Origin of the sequence: Nonomuraea sp. NPDC000554, from assembly GCF_040300065.1 — a bacterium.
Lineage (GTDB): Bacteria > Actinomycetota > Actinomycetes > Streptosporangiales > Streptosporangiaceae > Nonomuraea.
Map to the genome: position 1 here is coordinate 196,108 of NZ_JBEPDC010000009.1, position 26,986 is coordinate 223,093.

A 26,986-nucleotide genomic window follows, 5' to 3' on the forward strand; every position below is an offset into this window, starting at 1 on the left:
GCATGTCAGGATCCACTTACGGTACGCCGGAGCCGCCCCCGGCGACACCCTCTCGCGCGATCTCCGCCTACCCCGGAAGGCCGATAGTCTGCCCAGGTGGCTGCAGTGACGCTGACGGACGTGATCGAGGAGCTCGAGGCGGCCTACCCGCCCGCCCGGGCCGAGTCCTGGGACTCTGTGGGGCTGGTCTGCGGAGATCCCGCCCAGCCGGTGCGGCGGGTGCTGTTCGCGGTCGACCCGGTGGCGGCCGTCGCCCAGGAGGCGCTCGACTGGGGAGCCGACCTCATCGTCGTCCATCACCCGCTCTACCTGCGCGGCACCACGTCCGTCGCCGCGAACACGCCCAAGGGCCGGCTCGTCCACACGCTGATCAAGCACGACGTCGCCCTCTACACCGCCCACACCAACGCCGACGTGGCCAACCCCGGCGTCTCCGACGCGCTGGCCCGCGCCGTCGGCCTGACCGGAGACCTGGTGCCGCTCCAGCCGTTCCCCGACGACCCCTGGCGCGGCCTCGGCCGCATCGGCGACCTCCCGTCGAAGACGACGCTGGGCGAGTTCGCCGCGCAGGCCGCCGCCGGGCTGCCGCGTACCTCATGGGGGATCCGCGTCGCGGGCGACCTGTCGCGGCCCGTGTCGCGCGTGGCGGTCAGCGGCGGCGCCGGCGACTCGCTCCTCGGCACGGCGCGGGCGGCGGGCGTCGACGTCTTCCTCACCGCCGACCTGCGGCACCACCCCTCCAGCGAGTTCCTCGAGGAGGGCGGGCCCGCGCTGATCGACGCCGCGCACTGGGCCACGGAATGGCCTTGGCTCGACAGCGCCGCGTCCGTCCTAAGCTCGAGTGGCGTTACCGTTGAGACGCGTGTCTCCGCCACGGTCACCGATGCTTGGACAAGAGGATATTGATCATGAAAGCAGCCCCTGAGGCCCAGAAGCGACTGCTCGACCTGGCAGAGCTCGACTCGGTGGTCGACAGGCTGGCCCACCGCCGCCGTACCCTGCCCGAGCTGGCCGAGATCGACGAGCTGTCGAAGCGGTACGCCAAGCTCGCCACGGACGTGATCGAGTCCGAGACCGAGGCGGGCGACCTGGCCCGCGAGCAGAGCAAGGCCGAGAGCGACGTCGACGCCGTCCGCACCCGCGCCGACCGCGACCAGAAGCGCCTCGACTCCGGCGCCGTCACCTCGGCCCGCGACCTGTCCAGCCTCCAGTCGGAGATCAACTCGCTGCACAAGCGCCAAGGCGACCTGGAAGAGGTCGTGCTGGAGATCATGGAGCGTCGCGAGGCCGCCGACACCAAGGTGGGCGACCTGCGCAGGCAGCGCGACGAGGTCGGCGCCACCCGCTCCGCGGCCGAGGACCGCCGCGACGCCGCGCTCGTCGAGATCGACAAGGAGGCCGGCGAGACGCAGGGCCGCCGCTCCGCCGTCGTCGGGGACATCCCCGCCGACCTGCTCGCGCTCTACGACAAGCTCAGGGCCCAGTACGGCGTGGGCGCCGCCATGCTGTGGGGCGGGCGCTGCCAGGGCTGCAAGGTGGCCCTGTCGATCGCCGAGATGAACCGGATCAAGGCCGCGCCGCATGACGAGGTGCTGCGCTGCGACGAGTGCCGCCGGATCCTCGTCCGCACCCCAGAGTCGGGCCTGTGACCTCCTACGTCATCGAGGCCGACGGAGGGTCCCGGGGCAACCCCGGGCCCGCCGGTTACGGCGCCGTGGTCATGGACGCCTCCGACGGCCAGGTCCTGGCGGAGGCGGCCGAGGCCATCGGCGTCGCCACCAACAACGTCGCCGAGTACCGGGGGCTCATCGCCGGCCTGCGGTCGGTGCTCGACCTGGCGGGCGAGGGGGCCGCCGTCGCGGTGCGGATGGACTCCAAGCTGGTCATCGAGCAGATGGCCGGGCGGTGGAAGATCAAGAACGAGGGGCTGCGGCCGCTGGCGCTGGAGGCGTCCAAGCTGGCCAGGCGGCTGCGGGTGACGGAGTGGACGTGGATCCCGCGCGCCAGCAACCAGCACGCCGACCGGCTGGCCAACGAGGCCATGGACGCCGCGGCCAAGGGGCTGGCCTGGAAGGCGGGCGGCGTCCAGGAGACGTCCGTGTCTCCTCCCTCCGTACCCACTCCTTCCGTGCCCGCTCCCTCCGCCGAACAGACGGACCTCCTCGACGTGTCGGCTCCCACGGCGTCCGTGGCGACCGCCCAGCAGCGCGGCCAGGGCACCGGGTGGGGGCCTCCGACCAGAGTGGCGACCTCGCTGCTGCTGCTCAGGCACGGCGAGACGCCGCTGTCGGTGGAGCGCAGGTTCTCCGGCCTCGGTGACGCCGAACTGACGGCCAACGGCCTGGCGCAGGCGGCCGCCGCCGCCGACAGGCTCTCGCGCGACCCGTACCGGCTCGACGCGATCGTCACCTCGCCGCTCAAGCGGGCCAGGCAGACCGCCGAAGCGGTGGCGCAGCGCACCGGGCTCGACATCGAGACCGACGAGGACCTCAGAGAGACCGACTTCGGTGACTGGGAAGGCCACACGTTCACCGAGGTCCAGCGCCAGTGGCCGGAGGAACTGACCCGCTGGCTGGCCGACCCCGGCACGCCCCCGCCGGGCGGCGAGAGCTTCGCGGACGTCGCCCGCCGCGTCCAGGGAGCCGCCGACCGCCTGCTGGAACGGTACGAGGGCCGCACCGTCCTGGTGGTGTCGCACGTGACGCCCATCAAGACGCTGCTACGGCTCGCCCTGATGGCCCCTCCGGAGGCGCTGTACCGCATGCACCTCGACGTGGCCTGCCTGTCGCTGGTCGAGCACTACGCCGACGGCCGGTCCGTGGTGAAGTCCTTCAACGACACCGCGCACCTGCGCTGATGCCGGTGCCCGACCCCATGCGACCCCTCAGCCGCCGCACGTGGTGATGGCGCCGCCCTGCGGCGTGAACTCTGCCGCCGTCAAAGGGTAATAACAAGCGTTCGATCTTCCGTACGGCTGAGAGGAACGCATGAGTTTAGGCAGAGGACTGACGGCCGCCGTCCTGGCCGGATCGGTCGGCTTCGGGGCCGTCCAGGCGCCTGATCCGGCTGGGCAGGCGAGCGTCACGCGAGAAGGCACGGCACCGGCGACGGGCAGCGTCACTCTGTTGACCGGCGACCGCGTCGTCCTGACCGGGGGCGGCCACCGGGTGGAGCCCGGGCCGGGCAGGCAGGTGAGGTACGCCACGCAGCGCCGCAACGGCCATCTGTACGTCCTGCCCTCCGACGCGATGCCGCTGGTGGCCGAGGGCGCCCTGGACGAGCGGCTGTTCGACGTCACCCAGCTCCTGGAGTGGCGGTACGGCGACGCGGACACGACTGACATCCCGCTGATCACGCAGTCGTCGGCGGGGTTCGCGCCCGTGCCGCGGGCGGCGCGGCAGACCCGGCGGCTCGCCGAGCTGGGCATGACCGCGCTGCGCGTGCCCAAGTCCGGCGCGGGGGAGACCTGGAAGGATCTGGTCGGCGGCCCGCAGGCACTCGCGGCCGGGAAGACCAAGCTCTGGCTCGACGGGCGCCGCCCGTTCACTCTCGACCAGAGCGTCAAGCAGATCGGCGCCACCGAGGCGTGGAAGCAGGGCATGACCGGCAAGGGCGTCACGGTCGCCGTCCTCGACAGCGGCTACGACCCGGACCACCCGGACCTCAAGGACGTGGTCGCGCAGTCGCGGAACTTCACCGACGACCCCGACACGAGGGACAACGTGGGCCACGGCACCCACGTCTCCTCGATCATCGCCGGTGCCGGGGAGAAGTACCGGGGCGTGGCACCCGATGCCAAGATTGCCGTCGGCAAGGTGGGTGATGCCATGGGCATCACCGACTCCGCCCTGCTGGCAGGCATGGAGTGGGCTGCCGCCGAGGTCAAGGCCAAGGTCATCAACATGAGCATCGGCGGGCCCGATACCTTGGAGCTCGATCCGCTGGAGCAGGCGGTGAACACCCTGTCCGCGCGGACGGGCGCGCTGTTCGTCCTGTCCGCCGGCAACAGCGGCGGCGTGGGCAGCGTGGGCAGCGTGGGCAGCGTGGGCAGCCCCGGCACCGCCGACGCCGCCCTGACCGTGGGCGCGGTCGACAGGGCCGACCAGGTGGCCGGCTTCTCCAGCGGAGGCCCCAGGCAGGGCGACCACGCGATCAAGCCGGAGATCACCGCGCCGGGCGTCGGCATCGTGGCGGCGGCGGCGAAGGGGACGGCCGACGGCCCCTACGTCGCGCACAGCGGCACCTCGATGGCCGCGCCGCACGTGGCCGGAGCCGCCGCGATCCTCGCCCAGCGGCACCCCGACTGGAACGGCGAACGGCTCAAGGCGGCACTGATCGGCAGCGCCAAGCCCACGGAGGGCGCCACGCCCTACCAGCAGGGCGCCGGGCGGGTCGACCTGGTCCGCGCGCTGGCACAGCCGGTCGTCGCCGTGCCTGGCAGTGTCTGGGCCGCCTTCCCATGGCAGGGCTCCGGCAAGCGGGAGACGACCAGGACCATCACCTACGCCAACTCCGGCGACGCTTCCGTCACCCTGGACCTCACCGCCGACAGTGACGTGCTGAAGCTGTCGGCTCAGCGACTGGAGGTGCCTGCGGGAGGGGAGGCGTCGGTCACCCTCACGATCCACGCTGAGGGCAAGCAGCCGGGGGACTATCCCGGGACCGTCACCGCCCGGTCGGGCGCCGCCGTCATCCGGACGCTGGCCGGCGCGTACGTGGAGCCGGAGTCCTACAACGTGACCGTCACCGGCATCGGCAGGGACGGCAAGCCCGCGGTCGGCGGAGGGGACTTCTACAACCTCCAGACCGGTGGCCACGAGTTCCTGTCCTTCCGCCAGGGAGTGGCGAAGGTCCGGCTGCCGAAAGGCGAGTGGAACATCTACGCGGACATCTACGAGGGGTCCAAGAACACGACCGTGCACATCCCGCTGAAGATCGACAACGGTGACCGGAACCTGGTGCTGGACGCGCGGCAGGCCAAACAGGTCCGGTTCTCGGTGGACGAGCCGACCGCCGTCCCCGAGCAGGCACTTGAGCTCACCCTCGCCAACGGGTCGTGGTTTTTCGGGTGGTCCGCGAGCGGCGACCCCAACCAGAACTTCTTCGTGCTTCCCGCGCGGCAGCCCGGGTTGCGCTACATGACCAGAACCGTCTGGCACAAGAAGGACGCCTCGCCCAGTCCATACCGCTATGACCTCGTCGACTACCGCACGGGCGGCATCCCGGACGACCCCACCTACACCGCGCGGACGGCCGACCTGATGAAGGTGGCCGCGAGCTACCGGGCATCCGGAGTCGCGGCCAAGGGCCAGGTGGCGCTGGGGCCCCGTATGCCCGAACTCGACGGGTCGTTCTCGATTCCGACCCGTACCATCGACCTGCCCGGCACCATGACGCACTACCGGACCGCTGGATTCGTCTGGGACACCGAGTTCAAGGTGGGCACGTCCGAGGTGGTCGGCACCAGCAGGCGCCTGGAACGCGGGCCCGTCCACGAGGTGTGGAACGCCGCGGTGACAGGCCCGGCGTTCGCCACCTCCGGCGGCGAGCGCACCGGGAACGAGCTGAGCTTCTCCGCCGGGAGGCTGTTCACCGACGGTGTAGCCGGACGGACCGGCGCCGACGCCGCGGCCACCGGCACCCTCACCCTCACTGGCGGCGGCGAGGTGATCGCGAAGTCCGAGCTGGCCGACTGCACGGTCTCGGACGAGGAGAAGTGCCAGTTCACGGCGCAGCTCCCCGCGGGCGCCGCGACCTACACGCTGAGCGCCTCGGCGCGCAGGCAGACGCCGGACGCGGCGCTCAGCACGGCGGTGGACGCCGTCTGGACGTTCCGTTCGGCGAACACGGCCAAGGCTCAGCCGCTGCCTCTGATGGCGGTGCGCTACGCGCCGGCCGGCCTCGACGACTCCAACCGGGCGAAGCCGGGATCCCTGACCCGGTTGCCCCTCTGGATCGAGAGGAACCCCGGGGCGCCCGGCCGCACAGTGAAGTCCGTCAAGCTGGAGGTCTCCTCCGACGACGGCGCGAGTTGGCGAGCGGTGCCGGTGCTCCCCGCCCCGTCGGGGTGGACGGCGCTGCTGACCAACCCCGGCGCGCCGGGCTTCGTCTCGCTGCGCGCCACGGCGATGGACGCCGCGGGCGATCGCGTCACGCAGACGATCACGCGAGCCTACGCCGTCGGATGACCCAACCGCAGGGTGGGGCCCCGCTTCCACCCTGCCGCTGATCGACGATCTTGGCGCCGATGTTGTTGCGTTTGATAACCTTGGTGCAGACGAGTCGGCCGGGCGACCGCGTCGGGCCTTCACGGGCCCGCCGAGGAAGGTCCGGGCTCCACAGGGCAGGGTGGTCGGCAACACCGACCCGGGGTGACCCGCGGGAAAGTGCCACAGAAAGCAGACCGCCTCCCCATGGGGAGGTAAGGGTGAAACGGTGGTGTAAGAGACCACCAGCGCCCACGGTGACGTGGGCGGCTCGGTAAACCCCACCCGGAGCAAGGTCAAGAAGGGATGCTCTCCGGAGCGTCCCGCGCGCGACGTTCGAGGGCTGCCCGCCCGAGCCGCGCGGGTAGACCGCTTGAGGCCGCCGGCAACGGCGGTCCTAGATGGATGGTCGCCCCTTCGCAACGAAGGACAGAACCCGGCCTACAGGCCGACTCGTCACTTCCACCCCTCTGACCAGGGGGTGAGGGTTCATGCTTCCTTCTTGTTCCGGCGCTGTTCCGCCAGGTCTTTCTCGATCTTGGCGTCGATCGCGCCGCGAGCCGGCTCTGCCGGGGTCGGAACGACATGCGCAGGGGACAGCGGGTCGTCATGGTCGTGCTTTCTTGCGGTCACGCAGTTGCGCTGGAAGGTAGTGGGCGATCTGGAAGGGTTCCGTGGGATCTACCAGGGAGCGAGCCCGTTCCTCGAGCGCGCGGTCCGAGCCGGTGAGCCGTGCGGAGTGTTGCCGCAAGTGCTCCTCCCACGAGGCCACGACAAAGGTTTCCAGGTAGACATCGGGGTCCGCCCCGTTCTGATAAAGGTCCCAATGAAGCGCGCCCGTGCGCAGCCGCGAGAGACCGAAGTCCTTCATCGCCTCGACGAAGTCCTCGGCGCGGTCGGCTGGTACGTGGTATTCGATGGTGACGAGCACCGGTCCGTCAGCCTTCGAGGGCTCCAGCAGCATGGTGGGCGCAGGCCAGTGGACCGAGGCGGATCGGTCGAGGGGGGTGTCGGGTATGGCGAGGTACCGCCACGCGTAGATCGAGCCGATCGCCATGAGCGCTGCCGCCACCAGCAAGGTGCCCATGAGGCCGGCTCTTTCGGCGAGTGCGCCCCAGACGGCGGCGCCGATCGCCATGCTTCCCGAGAAGAGCGTCAGGTAGACGGCCAGAGCTCGTGCACGAACCCATCCGGACGTCGTGACCTGCATCTGGGCATTGAGGGTGGACAAGACAGAGACCCAGGACATCCCCGCGAGGGTGAGTACCGCGGCGGCGATCCACGGGTTGCGGGTGAGGGCCAGTGCGGTCATGGCCAGCGCGAACAGCACGCCGCCGCCTGTCAGAGCGGTATTGCTCGACCAGTGGCTCCGGATGCGCGGCAGCACCACTGCCCCCGCTACGGCCCCGGCCCCGAACGCGCCGAGCAGCAGGCCGTAACCGCTCGCGCCCAGCCCCAGCCGCCTGTTGGCGACGACGGGCAGCAGCGCCCAGAGGGCTGTCCCGGCGGGGACGAAGAGCAAGGCGCGAGTCAGCACCCGGCGTACTCGAGGGGCGTGGCGCACGTATCGGTGGCCGGCTCGTAGCGCCGGGAGAATCCGCTCGGCCCCCAAGGGGTCCGGCTCGGGACAGTGACGCCAGGTTAGGAGCGCGGCGGCGGTGACCAGGAAGGAGAGGGCGTTGACGGCGAACGCCGCAGCCGAGCCCGCCAGGGCCACGACGAGACCCCCTATAGCCGGGCCGACAGCCCGGGAGAGGTTCATGTTGACGCCGTTGAGGCTGGCGGCGCTCGAGATCTGATCCCGCGGCACCAGGTCAGGCTGGATGGCTTGCCAGGCGGGCGTCATCAGTGCGTTGCCGCAGCCCAACGCGAAGGTCAGTATCAGAACCCCATAGGAGTTCATGTGTCCCAGCGCGGTCAGGACGGCGAGCACTCCTGAGGCGGCGAACATGGCGAACTGGGAGACCAAGAGCAGCCGGCGGCGGTTGAAGATGTCAGCGAGGGCACCGGCGAGGATTCCCAGCAGGAGGATGGGCAGGCTGGCCGCCGTCTGAACCAGAGCCACCATGCTCGCCGACTGCGTCTCCTGTGTGACCAGCCATTGAGCGCCAACGGTCTGCATCCAAGTGCTGATGTTGGAAACCAGCTGAGCCAGCCACAAGGTGCGGAATATGCGGATGCCCAGCGGCTGCCAGACGGATCCGGCAGCCGTGGTGGACCCCATCGCGTTGTTGCCATCACGTTGCGTCATCTTCTGCCGCCCAAGGGGCTGTTGGCTGCCGGGAAGCCGGACATGGTGGTGTCCTCTTGTGCGAACACCGCATGTCAACAGCGCACGCCGGGCACCGCCGTGTCAGGCTGCGGCCGCATGATGCGGGAGCATGGCGCGGGCGTATGCCAGCCCCAGCCCGTAGGCGCCGGCGTGCTCCTTGATAACGGCGGTGATGGCGTCGTAGGTCTGGGTTCGGCTCCAGTCGCGCTGCCACTCGAGCACGGTGGTGAGCCATGTCACTGGCACGATGCCGTGCTGGACCATGCGCCGAACGGCGTTGTCGTGCGCCTCTGCTGTGACGCCCCCACAAGCGTCAGTGGGTACGTACACCTGATAACCCTGGTCAACGGCGGACAGGGAGGCGAGGGCGATGCACACCTCCGTCCACAGGCCTGCCATGACGATCTTCGGCCGGCCGGACGCCTTGACGGCGTCGACCACTCGGGGATCCTCCCAGCAGTTCATGGTGGTCCGGTCGATGGGGGCGACGCCGGGGAAGCATTCCGCCAGCTGAGGAAACAGCGGCCCGGAGAAGGTCTTCGACGCGACCGTGGTCAGGATGACCGGTATGTTGAATACCTTGGCCCCTTTGGCCAGGCCCACCGTCGCGTTGATGATCGAGCCTCGATCTGTGCTGGTGGTGCCGAAGAACATCTGCGGCTGATGGTCCACCAGAAGGACGACGCTGTCCTGCGGAGTGAGAAGCGATGCCGCGGGATCGGGTTTCGCGTTGCCGATGTTCGCCATTTCTCTTTCCTTTTCTCGAGTGATATGTTCGCCCGATTCCTGACGTTCACAGAACGAAGCAGGAATCGAAGATTTCGTCATAGGACGCGCGGTCCTTCGTGAAGCCTCGAGCGGCACGCCACTGGCGGTGTTCCTCGGACTCGGCGACGGCCTCCGTCAAAGCCTGAGCCTGGCGCACGCCGGAAGGCAGTGTGGGAGGCACGGTGCGATGAAACCCGCCGAAGAAGGCGACCGGGCTCCAGGACGGCTGTATGGCGGGCTGGGGAGGTGCGAGACCTTCGAACTCGCCTGCGGCGTAGACGATCCGCCCGCCGACGACGGTCAGCAGCGACTCGATGTGGGAGATGTCCTCCACCGGAACCGAGAAGAAGTCCTGCGACAGCACCGCCAGGTCGGCATAGCAGCCCTCTTTGAGGATGCCCTTGATGCCGGCTTCGCCGGTCAGTCCCGCGCCGGCGGCGGTGTACATTCGCAGCGCTGTCGCCCGGTCGACCCGGTTCTCCGGTGACATGAGCCCACGGCCGCCGATGGTGCGTCCGCGCACCAGCCATTCCAGGGACAGCCATGGGTTGTAGCTGGAGACTCGGGTGGCGTCGGTGCCGGCTGCGGTGAGCAGGCCTCGATCGAGCATCTGCCGGATGGGTGGCGCTTGGGCGGCCTGGGCCTGTCCGTAGCGGTCGTGGAAGGCGCTGCCCTGGAACATCATCCGGTTCTGGATGGACAGGCTTCCGCCCATCACGGCGATCCGGTCGAGGCTCGCTTCGGATACCGTCTCGGCGTGGTCGAAGAACCAGGGCACACCGCGGGGGAATCCACCATCGCCCGCTATCTTGTCGAACACGTCGAGGTTGGCCCGGATGGTCTCCTCGTAGGTGGCGTGCAGCCGGAAGCCCCACCCGTTTTCGACCAGCAGGCGCACCGCCACCTCGAGTTCTCGGTCGGCTCTTTCCGGCCGCAGCGGCCTGGGTTCGGTGAAGTTCTCGAAGTCTGCGGGCGACCAGGCGAGGTTTTCCCCGGCGCCGTTCAGCCGCAACCACTCGTCGCCGTCAGCGGGCCGGACAGATCCGATCCACCGCCGCAGGTCGTCCAGTTCCTGGCCGGCCGTCTGCGGGAAGAGGTGGTATGCGATGCGCATCGTCAGTAGACCCTGCTCGGTCAGCTTCATCACCGCCCCGTAGTTCTCTGGGAAGTTCTGGAAGCCGCCGCCTGCGTCGATGGCGCTGGTCAGGCCGAATCGATTGAGTTCGTACAGGAAGTGCCGCGTGGAGCCGATCTGCTCCTGCTCGGCCAGCTTCGGGCCTTTGGCGAGCGTGGTGTACAGGAGCGTGGCGGCGGGAGCCGCGAGAAGGAGTCCCGTAGGTTCTCCGGAGTGACTGCGGACGATCTGGCCGCCCGGAGGCGAGACGCTGTCCTTGGTCAACCCGATGGCGCGAACAGCTGCCCGGTTGAGGATGGCCGACTGATACAGGTGCAGGACGAAGATGGGTGTCTCCGGAGCCGCGGCGTTCAGCTCCGAGACCGTGGGCAGGCGTTGCTCGGCGAACTGCTCACCGGTCCAGCCGCCCACCACGCGAACCCACTGGCCCTGGGGCGTGCGCCCAGCCTGCTCGCGCAGCATCCACAGCGCCATGCGCAGCGACGGGACACCGTCCCAGCGCAGCTCCAGAAGGTAGTTCAAACCACCCCGGATCAGGTGGAGGTGGGAGTCGTTGAGCCCAGGGATGATCCGCCGGTTGAGCGCGTCGACGACCCGGGTCTCCGCACCGACGAACGGAGCCATGTCCTGGTCGTCTCCTACGGCCACGACGCGACCGTCCCGAACGGCGATGGCTGCAGCGGCGGGCCTCACCGGATCTTGCGTGTACACGCGACCATTGCGTATGACCAAATCTGCGGGGTTGCCGGCTTCAGCGTCAGGGACGACGCCTTCGACGGGCATAGCGTTGATCATGTGCTAACTCCTTGGCGACGGTGCCCCGCTCAATCGGCGCTCGGGCACATTCGGCCCGCTCGCGATTCGAACCTGTCGGATTCATTGAGGAACCGGGTTCATCCGAAGATGCGGGCGCCAGTCGCGCATGGCCTGAAACACGGCAGCACTCAGGGCCAGCTACCCTGACGGGCTGGCCTCAACGCGAAGCATCTACCGCGTGGCGGTCTTCGTTCTCGGACCACCTTGCTGTACTTACACACATGACGCTACCCCGGCGGTTTCACCGCAGACCGTTATCAAGCGAGCATTTATCCAGGAATTGATCGCAGCAAGCCCGATGACGACCTGGATGGCGGATTCTTCCCCTGTATTTCAACGTCCATTTGTAGAACGCGCATCCGCGTTGACGGATGGCCACCGGCTCCTCTTGCAAGTCTAAAGATTGTGGCTTCGGGTCTACGTAATGGCCAGCCCGAAGCGGTCGTCGCGGAACCGATCAGATGCGGCAGGCGCCGTGCGATGGGCCGGTCTTGCCGAAAGGCGCGTCACCACGCCGGTTCACCTGCGCAGTCGCGTCCTTCACCGCCTGGCCGACCTTCGTCACGACGCCGGGGTAGTAGGTCGGCCCGGCTTCGTAGTACCAGTGCTTGAGCGCGAAGCAGGGCTGCAGGTCCTGGCGCTGAAACCGGGCCTCGGTGTCGTAGGCGAGGAGTGCGCCCTCGACGACCTCGGCACCGACCTGCGCGGTGTCCAACCGGGAGAAGCTCTGGTCGCGCAGCAGGGGCGCGAAGGACACCGTGGCCGATCGCGTCCGCACCGCTTCGCGGGCGGCGACCGCGCCCACCTTGTTCATCAGATCCAGCGATGCCTGGCCGGCGTCGCCCAGGCCGATGACGAGCAGCCGCCGGGCGGCGATGGAGCCAGGTGGAGGGTTGATCAAGAGCGTCTCCAGGGCGTTCGCCTGGAACTGGCCGCTGTCACGCACGGCGCTGAGCGTGCCTCCGAGCCGCTTGTCGAGGTCGGCCATCGCGCCGGTGAACGTCTGGCCGGAGGCCTTGGTGAACAGAGTGACGACCTGGAGGTCGGCCGGCTGTGTGCTGGGGCCGATTTCCTTCACGCTCAACACCAGGCCATGGGGTGCCTGGAAGGCCTGCTCCGGTATCTGCGTGGGGCTCGGTGTGGGCGGCGTTCCCGGGGGTGACGCCGCGGCTGCGGGCGAGCATGCCATGGCGAGTGCCGCCAGCGTGACGGGGCAGCCAGCGACAACGATCGTGCGACATCGTCCAAACGATAGAGCCATCAGTACCCCAGAAGATCTGGAGGATCGGATATTCAGTGTCATATCCGGATTCCTGGTGGCTGTGCATCGTGGGAGCATCACCCAGCCGGTTTCCGTGCGGAACCTTGAGCCTCTCATGTGCGCCCAGCTGAGGAACTGGGAAGGGTTTTACGTTGCCCTGCCAGCTCCACAGTCGTGACTTGGCGCCGTTGCGTCCGCCTCCAGCGCCCACCGCCCGCGCGAGGGTGCTCTGGCTCCCGTTCGGCTACTTCTTCCTCGCCCCGTGATCATCAGGGGGTTCAAGCACGCCGACCGGTACGCCGACGACACCTTCTGGCGCATTCCGGGCGGTCGGATCGTGGCGATCGGCGTGTCCGGGATCGCGATCATCGGCACGACTGTAGGCATCCATTACACGTTCACGCTGCCGTTCAGGTCCGACACCGAATCCGGCACGTGGATGATCAACCTCGCGGCGATTCGCGCCGTCAACTCGATGATCTGCTTGCGCAGCGGTCAGCTGCGATCTGGGCGGCGGTTTCCCGTCCGACAGCCGCAGGCCTGGATTGAGCGCCGCGGTAACGGCTAGCGACGCCACAGCCACCACGGTCATCGCCGCGCCTACGGGTAGGTACTGCGCAGTAAGGCCGGCCGGCGTAGCCCCGACCGCCTGCATCCCCTTCATGCCCGTGACGTGCAGGCCCAGTGCCTGGCCGCGAACATCCTCACCGGGTCAGCGCGATCAGGCGCTCCTGCAACAGCAGCGTAGAGGCGAAGCCGATCGACGCCACCGCGGCCGCGCCGGCCGCGATCGGCGTGCTGAGCGGCAGCGCGAACAGCAGGTACGGCAGTGCGAGCAAGAACCGCAGCGTGATGACGAACCGCGACCGTGCCTGCGGCGGCACGAACCGCCCGGCTGCTTGGGCAAGACCGCGTTAGCGAACAAGCGGCCGGACGGTGTCCTAGCCTGAGTCCGGCATGGATGTCTGGCCCTGCATGAGCTCGGGGTCTTCCCGCGTCCTGGCGTAGTTCAGTTCGCCGAATGAGTGCGGTGCCGATGCCTCGGGTCGAACCTCTGGACTTGCGGTGAGGCTCCGGGGCTGCCGAGGTGGGTCTGCCGAGGCCGACTTGATGGGGGAGCGGTGACTACGGCGCTCCGGGGTCCCGCGTTCCTGTTCCGTCTCTGTTCCGCCGGAGCACCAGAAGAGCGGCATAACGACGGGAAACGACGAAAAAGCCAGCGTAAACGGGGTGTTGGGGAGAAGTTCGGGGTCACAGAGGGGCGGCGTCTGAGCCCGGCCTACAGGCCGAGTCGTCTCACTTCATCCACTCTGACCTGGCGTGAAGCTGCCGCCACACATGATCAGGGCACATGGCCCAGCCGCGGCGACCGGACCGGGGGGCTCTGTTCGAGGGATGGGGCCGTACGGGCTGCCTGGGGCTAGATGGTCTCCGCGGGGATCTGCTCGTACTCCTTGCGGAGCAGTTCGAAGATGGGGTGATCGCCGGGCAGAGTGAGGCCGTCGATCGCGGTGATCGGGCGCGCGCCGATGGCGGCGTTGGTGGCGAAGGCCGCCTGCATGGTGGCGAGGTCGGCGAGGTTGACCGGGGCGGTGATCGTCTGGTCGTGAACCTGCTGGAGTAGCCGCATGGTGATACCGGGCAGAATGCCGTCGCTCGGCCAGACCACGCGTTCGCCGTCGTAGAAGCCGACGTTCCAGGTCGCGCCCTCCGTCACGAACGATGTGCTGTCGACGAACAGCACATCGTCGAACCCGGCGAGCTGGGCCTCGCGGCGGCTGCGCAGAGGGCCGAACAGCCCCACATGCTTCACTGCCGGCAGATCCCGCTGGTAGCGCACTGTTCGCACCCGTATCGGCGAAGGCGGCAGCGGGACTGCCGGCCGCAGCGTGACCAGGACCTGCGGGTGCGCCTCGGCGCCCGGGTGCCCGAGCTCAAGATCCGGGTCGAAGACGGTCACCCTGACGACGGTCGAGCCGCGCGTGTCGCGGAGCGCATGGCGAACATGGTCGCGGACGCGCTCACGATCGAGGTCGGCGCCGAAGATCAGGTGACAGTCACGGGCCAGTCGGTCGAGGTGGTGGGAGAGGCCGCGGACGCACTGGTCCTCCACGCGCATCGTAGTGAAGTGACCGTAGTTGACCAGTCCCAAGGCTTGGAGCGCGTCAGGGGGTACGGGCTCCCCGTTCAGTTCCGCCATGGCTCAAGTCTGACACCGCCGGCCGGGCGAGCCCTGCCGGACCGGCGGCACACCTGGCCGGCCGAGCGCTGTGCCCGGGCGGACGTCCGCGCCCGGCGTCAGCCCATGACGTGCGGCTTCAGGATCAGCTTTCCTTGATGAAGTCGAGCAGGTCCTGGTTGATCTGCTCGGCGTGGGTGATGAAGATGCCGTGCGCCGCGCCGGGGTACTCCTTGTAGACGTTGTCCGGCACCAGTTTCGCCAGCCGTCGCCCGCAGAGATGGATGGGCGCGGAGGCGTCGGCGTCGCCGTGGATGATCAAGGTCGGCACCTGGACGGCGGCGCTCTCCTCGCGTAGGTCGGTGCAGAACCCCGTCTTGATCACCTCGACGGCGGCCTTGGCCGAGCAGTCGAGGCACTTCTGTACGGTCCACTCCATGAGCTCGGCGGAGATCTTGTTGCCGAGGTGAGTCGCGAAGAACGCCTGGGCGTTCTGGGCCATCCAGCGCGGGCGGTCCTTGGTCCGATCCGCGTTCACCGCGTCGAAGACGGCCCGGTCGATTCCCTCAGGATTGTCCGGTGTCCTGATCGCCAGCGGCGCGGTGGCCGCGATCAGCACGATGCGTGACACCCGGTCGTATCCGTGGCGGGACAGGTAGCGGATCACTTCCCCGCCGCCCATCGAGTGCGCCACCAGGGTCACGTCGCGCAGGTCGAGGTGGTCGAGCAGCGCCGCGAGATCGTCGGCGAGGGTGTCGTAGTCGTACCCGTGGCCGACCCAGTCCGAGCGGCCGTGACCGCGCTTGTCGAAGGCGATGCAGTGTATGCCCTGCTCGGACAGCGGCAGCATCTGGAACTCCCACGAGCTGCTGCTGAGCCAGGCGCCGGACACGAACACCACCGGCGTGCCCTGGCCCCAGTCGGTGTAGAACAAGCTCGTTCCATCGAGGCTCTCGAAGTACGGCATGAGGAAGTCCTCCCTGGAGGTTGTCATCGGATACGTCACAAGTCTTGCGGAGCCAGGTAATGGCGTCGATTACTCGGCAGGTAATGAACACCGCGAGCCGCAGGAGAAGTCGGCCTGCCGCAGATCGGCGCCGTGGAGGCGGGCATAGGGGAGCCGCGCGTCCCGTTCAGAACACGCGGCGGACGCCGGGGAGCCGGCGGATCGGGCCGGCGAGCATGAAGCAGGCCGGGAGCACCACGACAGCCGCGATCGCGAACTTCGCCAGCGTGGGGAGATCCAGCACGCTGAGGGCGTAACCTGCCGCCGTCACCACGAACGCGTGGATCACGTACACGGTGAACACATGACCGGACAGATAACGGCCAAGCGGCCCCTGGGTGTTCAGCCTGCGGCGGAAGAAGGTGAGCAGAGCGAGAACGACGCCGACGGCGAAGGTGGAGTCCCACAGCGCGTAGAACAGCGAGCTGAGGGTGCCGTGCCCCTCCCACCCGCCGGCCAACGCGGGCGGGAGGAACACCAGGGTGGCGCCGATGGCCATGCCGAGCCCGACCCTGCCCATCCGGGCGGTGGTGGCGTGGAACCAGCCGCGCCGGTACGCCACGGTCCCCAGGATGAAGAAGCTGATGTACTGCGGAAGGTAGGCGCTGCTCGGGAAGCCGATGATCGGCACCGCGAAGCCCACCGGGATCGCGATCCGGAGCACGTATGTCACCAGGGCCAGCGCCAGCGCCAGCCCGATCACCATCGGGTAGGTGGGCGACTGGGGGGTTCGTTCGCGAGGCCGGCGCTTCCTGGTCGCGAGGCGGAAGGCGGCGTAGGACCCGTCGAGGACGAGGAGCGCGAGGACGAACCACAACGGCCCGGTTCCGATGGTGTGCAGGTAGGCGTCGAGCGGCGAGCCGCCATGGTAGGAGCCGGCGTACAGGATCGGGTTGAGCACGAAGTAGAACGTCACCAGCGGGATCCCCAGGCGGATCAGCCGGTCGCGCAGGAAGGCACGCGGGCCCTTGCGGTCGTACGACCCGGGCGTGAAGTAGCCGGAGAGCAGGAAGAACGCGCCCATGAACCAGGCCTGGTCGACCAGCAGGAAGACCGTCAGGCCGAGCGCGACGGCTCCGCTGGTCGGCTTCTCGGTGTAGTACCAGGCCGGGAGCCCGCTGTACGTGGCCGCGATGTGGTGCAGGACCACCAGCGAGATCAGCAGGGTCCGCAGATTGTCCACGAACCACAACCGTGACGGGGACGCGGTGCTCTGGCTGGGCAGCGCGCCTGGGCCGTGATGGGGGTTGGTTTCCATGTCTCTTTCTTCCTCGCGTCGTCTGGCGTGCTGTCGACGTTAGGGAGCGCATGGATGGCGCGGTATGGGCCTGGACGTATGGGGGGGTGGGGCCAGACCTACTTCACAGCGGGACCAATGGATGCGGTAGCTGCTCTCGAGCGACCCGCCCCGGCGACAAGGGAAAGCGAAGACGGCACCGCACGCTGGTGCGCGTGCGGTGCCGTCCGGGGCGTTCCGCCTCAGTGGGCGAAGCTGGAGATGAGACCGATGGTGAGTGCGGTGCGCTCGGGGATGTAGTCGATGATGGCGTGCTCGGACCGCGAGTGTGAGCCCGCTCCGACGGGGCCGAGCCCGTCGAGGACGGGGCGGCCGAGGGCGGAGATGAAGTTGGCGTCACTGGCTCCGCCGACGCCTGCCTCGCGCAGGTCCCACCCGTGCTCGATGGCGACCTTGTACGCCCTCGCGAACAGGTCCTCGGAGGCGGGGTTGGGGGTCATGGGAGGCCGGTTCCACTCGCCGGTCAGCTCGACCGAGACGCGTGGGTCCGGCGAACGCAGCGAGGTCAGGGCGGCGTCGATGCGGCTCATCTCGGCCGGGTCGGAGACGCGGACGTCGATGCCGCAGGTGGCCCGTCCGGCGGTGACGTTGGTGCCGGTGCCGCCGTTGACCAGGCCGACGTTGACGGTGGTGCCGCGCTGGGGCGCGCCCAGGGCGGCGATCTGGGTGATCAGCGCTGCCATGGCGTGGACGGCGCTGGCCCCGGCCGTGGGGTCGAGCCCGGCGTGCGCCTCCACGCCGGTGGTGGCCACGTGGAAGATGCCGACGCCCTTGCGGGAGGTCTTGACGGCGCCGTCGATGGCGCCCTCGAAGACCAGGCTGGCCAGCGCGCCGTCGCTGGCGGCCTCGATGTGGGAGCGGGAGGCCGGGCTGCCGATCTCCTCGTCGCCGTTGAACAGCAGGCGGACCGAGGGGTGCGGCAGCCCGAGCTCGCGCAGCCCGCGCACCGCCCAAACGGCCTGGACGAGGCCGGTCTTCATGTCGAAGACGCCGGGTGCGCTGGCGATGCCGTCGATGACCTGCCACGGCCAGTCGGCGAGGGTGCCGACCGGCCACACGGTGTCGTAGTGGCCGACCAGCAGGACGAAGCCGGGGGCGGTGCCGTGGTAGGTCATCTCCAGCACGTCGCCGTGCGCTCCGCCGTCATGACGGGTGAACTCGTCCGGCTTCCCGATGCGGTCGACGGCCCAGTCGTTGATCGCGTCGAACGCCCGATCCAGGAGTTGTCTGTCGTTGCTCGGGCTTTCCAGCTCGACCAGTCTGCGCAGGTCGTCGAGCATGGTCGGATACGCCTGGCGGGTCCACACGGGAGCCGGTGTCACTTAGAGATCCTTTCCAAACACGGGTTTCGATCGGTTATCGGACGGGGGCGCCGGGGCCCAGCGGGATGCCCAGTGCCCACCACGCGAGGAAGAACAGCGTCCAGACCACGAGCATGGCCAGCGACAGGGGCAGGGTGAGCGACATCAGCGTGCCGATGCCCGCCGACTTGCGGTACCGCTGGATGAAGCCGAGCACCAGCACGAAGTAGGGGCTCATCGGGGTGATGGCGTTGGTGCAGGAGTCGGCGATGCGGTACAGCGCCTGGGTGGCCTCCGGGGAGATCTTCAGCAGCATCAGCATCGGCACGAACACCGGGCCGACGAGTGCCCACTGGGCGGATCCACTGGTGATCAGGAGGTTGATCAGGGTGACGATGATCAGGATGCCCAGGAAGACCACCGGGCCGCTGACACCCGCGGACTTCAGCACGGCCGCGCCCTGGATGGCGACGATGGTGCCGATGCCGGTCCACTTGAAGTAGGCCAGGAACTGGGAGATGGCGAAGAACAGCACGATGACCGGCGCCATCTCGCGCATGCCGTGCGCCATGAACTCGGGCACGTCGCTGCTGGACTTGATGGTGCCGACGATGCGGCCGTAGACGATGCCGATGATGGCGAAGGCCAGCCCGAGCAGGATGGAGATCGCGGCCAGGAGCGGGCCGGTGACCAGGCTGCCGCCCTCGCCGCGCAGCGGGGAGCTGTCCGGGATGATGGCCAGCGCGACCAGCGCGGCGATCACCAGCAGCGTGACGCCGGACCAGCGCAGCCCGCGCCGCTCCTGCGCCGACAGCGTCAGCTCGCCCAGGTCGCCGACCTCGGCGTCCTCGTCGATCGGCATGCTCTTGGCCCGCTTGGTCAGCACCGTCTCCGTCACCAGGGTGATGACGGCGGCCAGCACGACCGAGGAGCCCACGGAGAAGAAGTAGTTCGCCAGCGGGGTGACGGTGTAGCTGGGGTCGATGGTGTGCGCGGCCTCGGTGGTGATGCCTCCGAGGATGACGTCCAGCGGGGTGACCACGGGGCTGGCGTCGAAGCCGGCCGCGACCGAGACGAAGGCGACCACGACGCCGACGATCGGGCTGCGGCCGACGGCGTAGAAGGCCAGACCGCCGAGCGGGATGAGCACGATGTAGGCCGAGTCGGCGGCCACGTGCGAGATCATGCCGGTGAAGGCCAGCACGAAGGTCACCCACCGGGCCGGCACGCGGGAGACACCGCGCCGGAGCACCGCCGAAAGCAGCCCCGCGCGGTCAGCGACCGCGACACCGAGCATGACCACCAGGACCGTGCCCAGCGGGGGGAAGGTGGTGAAGCTCTCGATGGCCTTGCCGAGCATCAACGTGACGCCCTCGGCTGACAGCAGGTTCTTCGCGACGACGGCCTTGCCGTCGGCCGGGTTCACGGCCGACACCCCCGCCGAGGCCAAGATCCAGCTCAGCACCATGAGCGCGACGCTCAGAATGATGAACAACCAGAATGGATGCGGCAGTTTGTTTCCGGCGCGTTCTATGCCATTGAGAACGCGCATTGTCACGTTCAGCGAACGTGATTCTTTTTTAACGGTGACGGTCGACATAGGGAGCCAGTCAGCCCTTTCTCGATGATTCGCCCGTGGTACAGGCTGAACGCGAAAGATGGCCGTCTCTTAATGCGAGCCCGCACCCGATGGGTCCACACACTAACGAGAGCCAGATCACCGCGCAAGGCCTACTGATTCGTATAGTTTCGCGCCCATTCACCTTCCTGACATGTTGTGGATCAGGATGTGGTCAGGGCCGTGATCAGTTGACGTGCGGGTTGAGCCCGGCATCCCGGTATTCGAGATGCGGGTGCCGCGTTTTTGGAAACTTGTCTCGTTCCAACGGCTGCCGGGCCCACCGGGTTTGTCGTCCAGGACGGCTCGGCGTCCGCACTTCGGGCGGCTGGCGGACGCTGCTGCGGCGATCAATCCGGCCTGGCGCGGGCCGGCGCCCGGGCCTGGCGGCGCGCGACGGCGAGGTATGCGCCGGCGCAGTTCGCCGCGTTCTCGCGGCATTCAGGTCGGTTAACGTGAATGCTCGTTCTGCGGGCCTGCGGGCGGGCCGCAGAAAATTTTCGTGTCGAATGGCGAAGTCGTCGCACATCGCCCGGCGCAGTACGCCTGCGCTCGCTTATCGGTGGGCTGAGTCCGTGATTCCCGAAAGCGAAACTCGCCCACCGACCGCGAACGTGCTCATAAAAAGCTGTCAAGCAGATTTAACGTAGCGCTAACATTGGCCCGCCGGCCGGCGCCCAGCATGGGCGGCCCGGCTCAGCCGAGGAGCGCACGGCTCAAATAGAAGGCCGCGATGCCGATCGCCGTGACGAGGAGGAACCGCTTCGAGATCAGGCCCGCGACGAAGGCGACGACGCCGCCGATCAGGTACGGGTTCGACAGCGTCAGCTCGACACCGCGGCCGGACGGGGTGAGAACGGCCGGGAACACCAGCGCGGCCAGCACGGCCGGCGGCGTGTACCGGAGCAGGGTCTGCACCAGCGGGGGCATCTCCCTGTCGGCGAAGACGGCCAGGGGCAGGTAGCGCGGCAGGAAGCTGCACAGTCCCATGCCCAGGATCAGGAGGGCCATGCTCATTCCGCGTTCTCCTTGCTCGTCGTGGTGCTCGTCGTGGTGCTCGTCGTGGTGCTCGCTGTCGTGCTCTTCCTCTTCGTCGCGTACTCGCACCCGGTGCCGACCACGGCGCCGACGATCGCCGCCAGCACGACCCCGAGGTTGTACGGCAGGCCCTGCGCCAGCATCACGGTCACGCCCGCGGAGCCGATGGCCGCGGCCACCCGCCAGTTCGTCAGCCCGATCGCGAGCATGGCGACGAACATGGCGGTCACCGGGAAGTCGAGGCCGAGCTTCTGCACGTCGGACACCACGACCGAGCCGAGGGACATGCCGACCACCGTCGACAGCATCCAGGTGACGTACAGGAGCCCGGAGGCGCCGAGGAAGAACAGGTGCTTGCTGTGGGTGAGCTCACCCTTCTTCAGCTTCTCGATGGCCACGAAGAAGACCTCGTCGATCAACCCGAAGCCGAGCAGCACCCGCCACCGCTGGGGCACCTCCTTGACGTACGGGATCAGGATGGTCGAGTACAGCAGCATCCGGAGGGCCAGGATGAGCGTGGTCAGGATGATGGCGGGCCAGCTGGCGCCGTCGGCTATCAGGGCGAAACCGACGAACTGGGCGGTGCCGGAGTTCACGGCCATCGCCAGCCCCAGGGTCGCCCAGCCGGAGAGTCCGCTGGACAACCCCAGGACCCCGCCGGCGATGCCCATGGGGATGGCTGTCGCGAGGAAGGGCATCGTGCTCTTCGCCCCGGCGAGCAGCTGCTGGAGAGGCGTGGGAGGGGTGAGGGCCTCGGGTGTGTTGGTGGTGGTCATCTCAGTGCGCTTCATTCCTTTGATCTGCTGCGCTCTCCAGCCATCGCTGGATCACCAGCTCGGCCACGCTGTCCGGCGCCGTGCGGCAGAAGTAGTGGCCGCCGTCGCCGAGTTCCGCGAGCCGGGGCGTGCCGGCGAACGCCGACCACGCCTCGTACCGCTGCCCGTAGCCCGGCGTCAGCGGATCGTCCGAGGCGTAGACCGCTGTCAGGGGGGCGGCGAGCCTGGCCCTGGGCCCCTCCAGCAGGTAGCCGTTGGCTGAGCCGGAGTCGTGACGGAACGTCCTCGCGACGAAGGCCGCCTGCTCGGGCCGGAGCACGTCGAGCCCGGCGAACCCGGTCGCGTCGACGAGCCACCGCACGATGGCGTCGTCCGCCATCGCGTCCGCCTGGGCCACGGACGCGCGGGTGGTCTCGGCGTCGTGCAGCAGCTTGGCGGCCACGAAGACGTGGAGCGGGCGGACGCCCTCGGCCTCCAGCAGCCGGGCGGTCTCGACCGCCAGGGCCGAACCGACGCAGTGACCCCAGAGCATCACCGGCCCGTCGACGACACGGCGGATCTCCTCCGACACCCGCCGGGCCGCGTCCTCCAGGGACAGGAACGGCTCGTCCGGATGGCCCGGGTCGTGTCCGGGCAGCTCCACGCCGTAGACGGCGACGTCCCCGCCGGCCTTGTCGAGGGTCGTGGCCAGCGGCTCGAAGTTGATGGCGTTGCCTCCCGCGTACGGGAAGCACACGAGGGCGCACCGGGCTCGGGACGGATCCTGCGACAGGGGGCGGAGCAGGTCCTGGCCGGCTGACCGCGTTCCGGCGCCCTCGTCCAGGTGGGCCTGGGCCACCTGGCACAGCGGCTCCAGCGTGGAGTTGCGCATCAGGTCGGTGAGCGACACGAGGCCGTCCAGCTCCATGATCACCCGCATGGCGGAGAGCGAACTGCCGCCGAGCCCGAAGAAGTTGTCGTCGAGGGTGACCTTCTCGAGCGGCACGTCGAGCACCCTGGACCACGCCTCCGCGATGCGCAGCTGCACGCCGGTGACGGGACGGCGACTCGTCTCGTCGGCAACCTCGGCCCTGGAACGCGTCTGGGCACGGTGGAACGTCAGGCGGGGACGCTCCGGGAGGCGGCCCAGGACGTGGAGGCCGTCGGGCAGGCGGCGTCCGTACAGCCCGGTGGGCACCGTCTCGTCCCCGTCGGCGACCAGGACGACCTGGCCGGGCGTGGCGAAGGGGGCCCGCAGGCCGTGCTCGTCGACGACCCGCGCGTGGAACGACCGGGCAGCGTCGGGCACGAGGTCGGGCAGGAGGTCGGCCACGGTCGCCGGAAGGCCCTCGCCCTGTTCGGCCGCGGCCAGCGCGGTGCTCTCCTCGTCGGGCAGCAGCACGGCGAGGTGGTGCGGAGCGGCCGGGTCGGCCGTCATCCGCTCGAACGCGGCGACGTAGTACGCGCCCATCCGCGCCACCTGCCAGGGCTCGAAGAGGTGCGCGTGGTAGTGCAGGCTGAGCCGTACCTCGTCGGTGACGAAGTGCCGGGAGAACTCGGCGCGCAGCACGAACTCCGTCTCCGAGTTGGCCCGGACGTCCAGGAACGAGAAGCCGTCGCGCGCTTCGAGCTGCTTTAGCAGGTAGAAGTGGGTGAAGTTGAAGGCCGTCTCGAACAGCGCCTGCTGGGTTCCCAGGTCGTGCTTCATCTGCGCCATCGGGTAGCGCCGCGCGGGAAGCAGCTCGACCTCCGAGCGGTAGACCTCGCGCACGAGGTCCTCCCAGGAGCCCTCGTCGGTCCGTATCCGGAAGGGCACCGTGTTGAGGAACAGGCCGATCGCGCGCGTGGCGCTCTCCGCCTCGGGCCGGCCGCTGTGCTCGTAACCGGTCATGACGTCGCGCTCGCCGGCGATCAGGGACAGGACCTTGACGTGCGCGGCCATCGCGACGTTCTTGACCGGCACGGACAGCGCGTCGGCCAGCGCCACGATCCGGTCGGACAGGCCGCGCGGGAACTCCACCTCGTGGAACACCACGGGGAAGACGTCCGGGTCCGCCGAGTCCTTCGTCCGGGGCAGCTCGGTGAAGGCGCTGCCTTCGAGCAGCCCGGCCCAGTAGGAGCGGTGCTCCTCGGTCGCCAGCGACCGGCGCTCCAGCGCCACGTAGTCGCGGGCGTGGTTGACAAGGGTGTTGTCGGCGGCGGGGTCCGGTCTGTTCTCGAGGAGCCGGTGGTAGGCGTCGAACAGCGTGGTGTGCACCAGGGTGATGCTCCAGCCGTCGAGCGCGGAGTTGTGCTGGCTGAGGGTGTAGCGGAACAGGTCGTCGCCCAGCACGTGCACGTGCAGCCGGACGAGGCCGGGTTCGGTCCAGACGAAGCGGTGCGCCTTCTCCTGCTCCGCCCACGCGCGGTACCAGGCGTCCTGCTCGTCCTCGGTCATGCCGCGCAGGTCGGCGATGTGCAGCGGCGTCGGCGCGTCCTCGTGGACGAGCTGCAGGTACTCGCTGTAGCCGGTGAGGTGGTAGCTGGTCCGGAAGATGGGATGCCCGGCGACGAGGGCCCGCGCCGCCCGTTCGAAGCACTCGGCGTCGAACGCGCTCTGGATCGTGTAGCTGATGATGTCGTGATATTCGACCGTGTTGTGCGACAACTCGCTCTGGAAGACCAGACCGGCCTGTAGCTGGGTCATCGGGTAGGCGTCCGACACCCCGGCGGGGATCTTCGCCCGGTCCTCGGGTATCAGCAGCTCGAACGGTTCCAGCGGGCGCGACGCAGGGACGCCCGCGTTCCCCTCGCCGTCCGGGAGGGCGGCCAGCTCGGCGACCGTCGGGTTCTGGAAGAACTGCTGGAAGGTGAAGTCGAGGCCGTGGGCGCGGGCCTTGGCCAGCACGCTGACGAAGTGGATCGAGTTGCCGCCGAGCGCGAAGAAGTTGTCGTGCACCCCGACCCGCTCGCAGTCGAGGACCTCGGCCCAGATCCGGGCCAGGTCCGCCTCCCGTGGCGTGCGCGGGGCGAGGTACTCGGCCGCCTGAACGCGGCCGGGCTCGGGCAGCGCGCGGCGGTCCAGCTTGCCGTTCGGGGTGAGCGGAAAGGACTCCAGGGCGACCACGCGGGCGGGAACCATGTACTCCGGCAGCGACCGCCGCAGATGGTCCTTCAGCTCGTCCTCGGAGAGCGGCTCCGGTGACAGGGCGTACCCGCAGAGGTAGGTCTGCCCGTCGTCCTTCGTGCGGGCGACGACGACGGCGTCCCGCACGGCGGGGTACTGCCGCAACCGCTCCTCGATCTCGCCCGGTTCGATCCGGTATCCGCGCACCTTGACCTGATGGTCGATGCGTCCGAGGTACTCGATCGTGCCGTCGGGCAGCCAGCGGGCCAGATCTCCCGTGCGGTAGACGCGCTCCTCGCCCGCGTGCGGGGCGGCGACGAACCGCTCGGCGGTCAGCTCGGGGCGGTGCAGATACCCGCGAGCCAGCTGCACCCCGGCGATGCACAGCTCTCCGGGGACGCCGACGGGCTGCGGGCGCAGATCCGCGTCGACCACGTGGACGCGCGTGTTGTCGATCGGCCGGCCGATCGGCACCCGGCTCTCGTCGCCCCGGCACGGGTAGTGGGTGACGTCGACGGCGGCCTCGGTGGGCCCGTACAGGTTCGTCAGCCGGGCGTCGCCGGCCACCTCGGAGAAGCGGCGCACCAGGTGGGGCGGCAGCGCCTCACCACTGGCGAACACCTGCCGCAGCGTCCCCAGCCTGGCCTGTTCACCCGCCCCCGCCACGAAGTCCAGGAACGCGCCGAGCATCGGCGGGACGAAGTGCATCGTGGTGACGCCGTGCCGCTCGACGGCGGCGGCCAGCGCCTCCGGGTCCCGCTCCGCGCCGGGCTCCGGCAGGCACACCGACGCGCCCTCGAACATCCACCAGAAGAGCTCCCACACGGAGACGTCGAAGGACGTGGGCGTCTTCTGCATGACGACGTCGGCGCCGGTGATCGGGTACGCCTTCTGCATCCACCTGATGCGGTTGACGGCCGAGCGGTGCTCGATCTGCACACCCTTGGGGTCGCCGGTCGAACCCGAGGTGTAGATGACGTAGGCCAGGTCGCGGGCGTCGCCCACGACGGGTGGCGTGCTCGTCTTCGCCGCGTACGCGGCCTCGTCCGTCAGATCCAGCGCGGTCATGTCCTCACCCACGAGCCCGAGATGGCGGGGCTGGCAGAGGACGAGGCGGGCGGCACTGTCGCGGAGGATGTAGGCGACGCGGTCGGGCGGGTTCCCCGGGTCGATCGGCAGGTACGCGCCGCCCGCCTTCAGCACGGCGTAGACGGCCACGAGCATCTCCGGCGAACGGTCCGCCAGCACGGCCACGAGGTGGTCGCGGCCCACGCCGCGGGCGCGCAGCGTGTGCGCCAGCCGGTTGGCCCGGACGTCCAGTTCGGTGTACGTGAGGCTGAATCCGTCACCCACCACGGCCACGGCGTCCGGAGTCTCGGCGACCTGCCGGGTGAACAGCTCGTCGAGCCGCACCGTGTCCTCGAAGACGGCGTCCGTGTCGTTCGCCTGGGCGATCACCGCGCGGTCGGCGTCGGTACGCAGGTCGAGGGCGGCCAGCGCCGCGTCGGGCGCGGCGGTGGCCTGGTCGAGCAGCAGCGCGCAGTGGGCGAGGAGCCGGCGCGCGGTGTCCGCGGTGTGCCTGCCGGGACGGTGCCGCAACTCCAGGGCCAGCCCGCCCGGCCTCCTCACGAAGGCGAAGGCGAGCGGGAAGCCGGGCCGCTCGACGGGCTCCCCGCCGTCGCGCACCGCGTCGACGAGGACGTCGGCGAAGGGGTCGTCCCCGTCCCGTGCCGCGCTCCCGAACTCCTCGGCGAGCAGCTCGATCGGGTAGTCCTGGTGGGCGAGCGCGGTGCGCAGCCGGTCCTTGACCTCGCCGAGCAGCCCGCGCAGCGTGGTGTCGCGGGTGATCGGCAGCCGCAGCACCACCGAGGACGCCAGCGGCTCCGGACGTCCCGCCACGGGAATGGAGGGCGTGGCCAGCACGGCTTCCCCGGCGCCGGTGTAGCGCTGGAGCAGCGCGCCGACCGCCGCGATCAGCACGGAGCGCAGCGCGGTGTCCTGCCCCCGGGTCAGCTTCTCCAGCCGGCCTGTCAGGGCGTCGTCGAGGTCGAGCGCGGCGGCCGTGCCCGTCCCGTCGCCGGGCCCGGTCGCGTCGGACGGGAAACCGGCGCGCTCGGGCAGCTCCGCCAGCTCGGCCCGCCAGAACGCTCCCTCGCGGGGGCGCTGCGCGGCCGCGACCTTGAGCCTGCCCCGGGTCTCGATAGATTGCATGGCGCTCTCCAGGTGTC

19 protein-coding genes and 1 other RNA gene are annotated in these 26,986 nt (G+C 69.3%); 6 read left to right on the top strand and 14 right to left on the bottom strand.

Annotated features, from left to right (window positions below):
* Positions 1-105: 105 nt before the first annotated feature.
* The 5 genes from ABT294_RS19475 (at position 106) to rnpB (ending at position 6,666) form a co-directional block, all read left to right on the top strand.
* Complete coding sequence (locus tag ABT294_RS19475) at positions 106-906, top strand: Nif3-like dinuclear metal center hexameric protein (protein ID WP_350807471.1); 801 nt, start codon at positions 106-108, stop codon at positions 904-906.
* Positions 907-908: 2 nt separating this feature from the next.
* Complete coding sequence (locus ABT294_RS19480; protein ID WP_350807363.1) at positions 909-1,649, top strand: zinc ribbon domain-containing protein; 741 nt, start codon at positions 909-911, stop codon at positions 1,647-1,649.
* Positions 1,646-2,857 carry a bifunctional RNase H/acid phosphatase gene (locus tag ABT294_RS19485; RefSeq protein WP_350807366.1) on the top strand — a complete coding sequence of 404 codons (1,212 nt, stop codon included), beginning with the start codon at positions 1,646-1,648 and terminating at the stop codon, positions 2,855-2,857. The genes ABT294_RS19480 and ABT294_RS19485 overlap by 4 nt, the downstream gene beginning before the upstream one ends.
* 130 nt (positions 2,858-2,987) lie before the next feature.
* Positions 2,988-6,188: a S8 family serine peptidase gene (locus ABT294_RS19490; protein ID WP_350807367.1), complete on the top strand. Its 3,201-nt coding sequence runs from the start codon at positions 2,988-2,990 to the stop codon at positions 6,186-6,188.
* 90 nt (positions 6,189-6,278) lie between these two features.
* Positions 6,279-6,666, top strand: an RNA gene (gene rnpB, locus ABT294_RS19495) — RNase P RNA component class A.
* 147 nt (positions 6,667-6,813) lie between these two features.
* Here the strand turns inward: rnpB and ABT294_RS19500 are convergent.
* The 4 genes from ABT294_RS19500 to ABT294_RS19515 form a co-directional block, all read right to left on the bottom strand.
* Positions 6,814-8,457: an MFS transporter gene (locus tag ABT294_RS19500; protein WP_350807368.1), complete on the bottom strand. Its 1,644-nt coding sequence runs from the start codon at positions 8,455-8,457 to the stop codon at positions 6,814-6,816.
* A 102-nt stretch (positions 8,458-8,559) separates the two neighbouring features.
* A complete protein-coding gene (locus ABT294_RS19505) occupies positions 8,560-9,225 on the bottom strand; it encodes a hydrolase (RefSeq protein WP_350807369.1) in 666 nt (221 codons plus the stop codon).
* 46 nt (positions 9,226-9,271) lie between these two features.
* Entirely contained in the window at positions 9,272-11,176 is a 1,905-nt protein-coding gene (locus ABT294_RS19510; RefSeq protein ID WP_350807371.1) for an amidohydrolase, read from the bottom strand.
* Positions 11,177-11,654: 478 nt separating this feature from the next.
* Entirely contained in the window at positions 11,655-12,500 is an 846-nt protein-coding gene (locus tag ABT294_RS19515) for a M17 family peptidase N-terminal domain-containing protein (RefSeq protein ID WP_350807372.1), read from the bottom strand.
* Between the two features lie 220 nt (positions 12,501-12,720).
* On the opposite strand from ABT294_RS19515, the gene ABT294_RS19520 reads away from it, so the two are divergent.
* Positions 12,721-13,026, top strand: coding sequence for a hypothetical protein (locus ABT294_RS19520; protein WP_350807373.1), 306 nt, complete (start codon positions 12,721-12,723; stop codon positions 13,024-13,026).
* Between the two features lie 136 nt (positions 13,027-13,162).
* Here ABT294_RS19520 and ABT294_RS19525 read toward each other — a convergent pair whose 3' ends face one another.
* The 10 genes from ABT294_RS19525 to ABT294_RS19570 form a co-directional block, all read right to left on the bottom strand.
* Positions 13,163-13,342 carry a hypothetical protein gene (locus ABT294_RS19525; protein WP_350807376.1) on the bottom strand — a complete coding sequence of 60 codons (180 nt, stop codon included), beginning with the start codon at positions 13,340-13,342 and terminating at the stop codon, positions 13,163-13,165.
* A gap of 536 nt (positions 13,343-13,878) precedes the next feature.
* Positions 13,879-14,658, bottom strand: a complete 780-nt coding sequence (locus ABT294_RS19530) for an aminotransferase class IV family protein (RefSeq protein WP_350807377.1) — start codon at positions 14,656-14,658, stop codon at positions 13,879-13,881.
* A gap of 124 nt (positions 14,659-14,782) precedes the next feature.
* Complete coding sequence (locus tag ABT294_RS19535; protein WP_350807379.1) at positions 14,783-15,631, bottom strand: alpha/beta fold hydrolase; 849 nt, start codon at positions 15,629-15,631, stop codon at positions 14,783-14,785.
* Positions 15,632-15,673: 42 nt separating this feature from the next.
* Positions 15,674-15,847, bottom strand: coding sequence for a pentapeptide repeat-containing protein (locus tag ABT294_RS19540; RefSeq protein ID WP_350807472.1), 174 nt, complete (start codon positions 15,845-15,847; stop codon positions 15,674-15,676).
* Complete coding sequence (locus ABT294_RS19545) at positions 15,771-16,901, bottom strand: acyltransferase family protein (RefSeq protein ID WP_350807380.1); 1,131 nt, start codon at positions 16,899-16,901, stop codon at positions 15,771-15,773. Before ABT294_RS19545 ends, ABT294_RS19540 begins: the two co-directional genes overlap by 77 nt.
* Positions 16,902-17,122: 221 nt before the next feature.
* Complete coding sequence (locus tag ABT294_RS19550) at positions 17,123-18,262, bottom strand: M20 family metallopeptidase (protein ID WP_350807382.1); 1,140 nt, start codon at positions 18,260-18,262, stop codon at positions 17,123-17,125.
* A 34-nt stretch (positions 18,263-18,296) separates the two neighbouring features.
* Positions 18,297-19,841 (bottom strand): AbgT family transporter, encoded by a 1,545-nt coding sequence (locus tag ABT294_RS19555; RefSeq protein WP_350807383.1) that lies wholly within the window; start codon positions 19,839-19,841, stop codon positions 18,297-18,299.
* Positions 19,842-20,555: 714 nt separating this feature from the next.
* Positions 20,556-20,876 (bottom strand): AzlD domain-containing protein, encoded by a 321-nt coding sequence (locus tag ABT294_RS19560; protein ID WP_350807384.1) that lies wholly within the window; start codon positions 20,874-20,876, stop codon positions 20,556-20,558.
* Positions 20,873-21,673 (bottom strand): AzlC family ABC transporter permease, encoded by an 801-nt coding sequence (locus ABT294_RS19565; RefSeq protein ID WP_350807385.1) that lies wholly within the window; start codon positions 21,671-21,673, stop codon positions 20,873-20,875. The genes ABT294_RS19560 and ABT294_RS19565 overlap by 4 nt, the downstream gene beginning before the upstream one ends.
* 1 nt (position 21,674) lies before the next feature.
* Positions 21,675-26,969 (bottom strand): non-ribosomal peptide synthetase, encoded by a 5,295-nt coding sequence (locus ABT294_RS19570; RefSeq protein WP_350807386.1) that lies wholly within the window; start codon positions 26,967-26,969, stop codon positions 21,675-21,677.
* Between the last annotated feature and the right edge of the window lie 17 nt (positions 26,970-26,986).

What these genes read in the sequence shown, in the direction of transcription:
- ABT294_RS19500 (WP_350807368.1), bottom strand. Translation starts at nt 8,457, where the DNA reads ATGACGCAACGTGATGGCAACAACGCGATGGGGTCCACCACGGCTGCC.
- ABT294_RS19570 (WP_350807386.1), bottom strand. Translation starts at nt 26,969, where the DNA reads ATGCAATCTATCGAGACCCGGGGCAGGCTCAAGGTCGCGGCCGCGCAG.
- ABT294_RS19545 (WP_350807380.1), bottom strand. Translation starts at nt 16,901, where the DNA reads ATGGAAACCAACCCCCATCACGGCCCAGGCGCGCTGCCCAGCCAGAGC.
- ABT294_RS19535 (WP_350807379.1), bottom strand. Translation starts at nt 15,631, where the DNA reads ATGACAACCTCCAGGGAGGACTTCCTCATGCCGTACTTCGAGAGCCTC.
- ABT294_RS19530 (WP_350807377.1), bottom strand. Translation starts at nt 14,658, where the DNA reads ATGGCGGAACTGAACGGGGAGCCCGTACCCCCTGACGCGCTCCAAGCC.
- ABT294_RS19555 (WP_350807383.1), bottom strand. Translation starts at nt 19,841, where the DNA reads ATGTCGACCGTCACCGTTAAAAAAGAATCACGTTCGCTGAACGTGACA.
- ABT294_RS19480 (WP_350807363.1), top strand. Translation starts at nt 909, where the DNA reads ATGAAAGCAGCCCCTGAGGCCCAGAAGCGACTGCTCGACCTGGCAGAG.
- ABT294_RS19560 (WP_350807384.1), bottom strand. Translation starts at nt 20,876, where the DNA reads ATGAGCATGGCCCTCCTGATCCTGGGCATGGGACTGTGCAGCTTCCTG.
- ABT294_RS19510 (WP_350807371.1), bottom strand. Translation starts at nt 11,176, where the DNA reads ATGATCAACGCTATGCCCGTCGAAGGCGTCGTCCCTGACGCTGAAGCC.
- ABT294_RS19565 (WP_350807385.1), bottom strand. Translation starts at nt 21,673, where the DNA reads ATGACCACCACCAACACACCCGAGGCCCTCACCCCTCCCACGCCTCTC.
- ABT294_RS19515 (WP_350807372.1), bottom strand. Translation starts at nt 12,500, where the DNA reads ATGACACTGAATATCCGATCCTCCAGATCTTCTGGGGTACTGATGGCT.
- ABT294_RS19505 (WP_350807369.1), bottom strand. Translation starts at nt 9,225, where the DNA reads ATGGCGAACATCGGCAACGCGAAACCCGATCCCGCGGCATCGCTTCTC.
- ABT294_RS19490 (WP_350807367.1), top strand. Translation starts at nt 2,988, where the DNA reads ATGAGTTTAGGCAGAGGACTGACGGCCGCCGTCCTGGCCGGATCGGTC.